Raw genomic sequence first — 2,714 nt, forward strand, 5'->3', positions numbered from 1 at the left:
AAAGGTATAGGCTCTGATTCCCGCATCGGATACTCCTTCATTTATCCGGGTTGCGGATATGGAGGTTCATGTTTTCCAAAGGACATCAAGGCATTAATTAAGACTTCGGAATCAGCTGGTTTTTCTCCTCTTCTCCTTAGCGCAGTGGAAAAAAGAAATGCTGCTCAGAAAAACAGCCTTTTTGAAAAAGTTTCAGCCCGCTTTGGAAATAATCTCGCTGGACTGACATTCGCTGTATGGGGGCTTTCCTTCAAGCCAGGAACCGACGATATGAGGGAAGCTCCTTCTTTGGTGCTGATAAAAAGCCTTATATCCGCCGGGGCATGCGTCAGGGCATATGACCCTGTTGCTGAACCCCAGGCTGACCGGGAATTCCCTGGCGAATGGATGGAATCAGGAAAAATCGTATTTTGCAGTCATCAATACGCAGCCCTTGAAAATGCTGATGCAATGTTTCTTGTGACAGAGTGGAAGCCCTTCAGACAGCCTGATTTCATCGCAATGAAGAAAATTATGAAAGCTCCAGTTATTTTTGATGGAAGAAATCAGTATGATCCGCTGGAAATGAAGGAATTGGGATTTGAATATGTGGGAATTGGGAGAATCGAGAACTCAGCAGGATTTAATCAAAAAGACAAAACCGTGTATAAGAACTCTGCAAAAACGACCTAATCATATTAAAGGCTTCTTCAAAAATCAGAAGGTCGCATATGCCGCATGATTTGCAGATTTAACCACCGGAGCAATATTAAAAAAAGACGCCGAACCCAATATGGGCCTTCTCTTTTTGTGGCATGATCAAAACCAGGACGTCTTTGTGTTCCGCTTAGCTCAATGCCTGAATATTCAGTCCATGCACAGCATTCCTGCGAGCGAAATCATGAAAAACCGATTGAAAAACACAAGATTGTTTTTCAGGTGAGAAGACCTTTCTAAAACAACAAAGATCAAAAATAGCTATACCTCGGTTAAAGTCTTTTTCTCATTAAAAGGACGGCAGTCGTTCCCATTAAAAAAAACAGTATCATTCTTCCCAGCGCGGATAATGCGGGCACGCTTATTGGAATAACCGGCGCAGCAAGCCATGACGTGCCGTTATTGTCAGAAGCCCTGGCAAATTTTAAATCAATGTTTGTTACGTCTAAATAACTAACTGACGGGTTGCCGTTAACAACTTTCAGAGACACAAATTGACCTACAACACCTCCCGTGTCCACGGAAACAGGAACTCCCCACGCTGTTCCGCTTGCGTCGGTCGCACGAACATATTTCAGGTCACCGTTTGTTTGGTCATAATAGCCTATTGCAGGGTTGCCGTTAATGACGCCTAACGAAGTATAGGTTCCGACAGCACCTGCTACATCAACCGATACAGGAACTCCCCACGCTGTTCCGCTTGCGTCGGTCGCACGAACATATTTCAGGTCACTGTTTGTTTGGTCATAATAGCCTATTGCAGGGTTGCCGTTTATAACGCCTAACGAAGTATAGGTTCCGACAGCACCGGCGACATCAACCGATACAGGAACTCCCCACGCTGTTCCGTCTGCGTCGGTCGCACGGACAAATTTCAGATCACCGTTTGCTTCGTCATAATAGCCTATTGCAGGATTGCCATTAACGACGCCTAACGAAGTATAGGTTCCGACATTACCAACTGTATCAACCGATACAGGAGCGTTCCACGCTGTTCCGCTTGCGTCGGTCGCACGGACATATTTCAGGTCACCGTTTGTTAGGTCATAATAACTTATTGCAGGATTGCCGTTAATGACGCCTAACGAAGTATAGGTTCCAACATTACCGACTGAATCAACCGATACAGGAGCTCCCCACGCTGTTCCGTTTGCGTCGATCGCACGGACATATTTCAGATCACCGTTTGTTTGGTCATAATAGCTTATTGCAGGATTACCGTTAACGACGCCTAACGAAGTATAGGCTCCGACAGAACCGGCTGAATCAACCGAAACAGGAACTCCCCACGCTGTTCCGTTTGCGTCGGTCGCACGGACAAATTTCAGATCACCGTTTGGTTGATCATAATAGCTTACTGCAGGATTGCCGTTAACGACGCTTAACGAAGTATAGGATCCGACACCACCACCTGCATCAACCGTAACCAAAACAGCATAGGCTGGGGCATTAAAAGACATGAACACAAACAGAACAGCTAAAGAAAAAAACAAACGCATTGATTCACCAAAAAAAATTTTAGGGACAGTTCCTGATAATGAACTCTCAAAATGATGAAAACCAAAAATATCCGGTTTAAGGCGCGCAGATCTTTCAAAAATAGGACATTTATAAATTACGCCTCAATATTGCAAGATGAAGCTGAGTGCGCAAACTGCATTTATTGCGAAACCATCAGTGATAAGAGCCTTCATAAATCATTCGAGCTTCAGTGGTTTCAATTATCACTTTTAGTTTTTTTTTCAATCCAATAACGAGATTAATATTTCATCTCACGTATTATTGCTCCGGTGATTAAATATATAAAAAGTTGAGGCGTGATTCCTTCTAAATCAAGCAACAACATGGAAATCAAGATTTACATATTATGCCACCGGAGCAATAATAGGCATGGAACACAAGAATGAGGCTACACCTGAAACAAGACATGAGACCAGATTTAAATCGGGGTATGGTTTGCCTGCAAGATCAGCAAGGGCAACTGAAATACTTCAGAGGCTTTACTCACCTTTTTCAAG

At 43.7% G+C, this 2,714-nt stretch carries 2 protein-coding genes; one reads left to right on the forward strand and one right to left on the reverse strand.

The annotated features are described in order from the left end of the window. Positions 1 to 672: UDP-glucose/GDP-mannose dehydrogenase family protein (locus K245_RS25845; protein WP_198013960.1), on the forward strand; the 672-nt coding region annotated here is incomplete at its 5' end. A gap of 296 nt (positions 673 to 968) precedes the next feature. On the opposite strand, the gene K245_RS0121230 is transcribed toward K245_RS25845, so the two are convergent. Beyond that, complete coding sequence (locus tag K245_RS0121230) at positions 969 to 2,195, reverse strand: hypothetical protein (protein WP_156906877.1); 1,227 nt, start codon at positions 2,193 to 2,195, stop codon at positions 969 to 971. Positions 2,196 to 2,714 lie beyond the last annotated feature (519 nt).

This window comes from Desulforegula conservatrix Mb1Pa, assembly GCF_000426225.1.
Lineage (GTDB): Bacteria > Desulfobacterota > Desulfobacteria > Desulfobacterales > Desulforegulaceae > Desulforegula > Desulforegula conservatrix.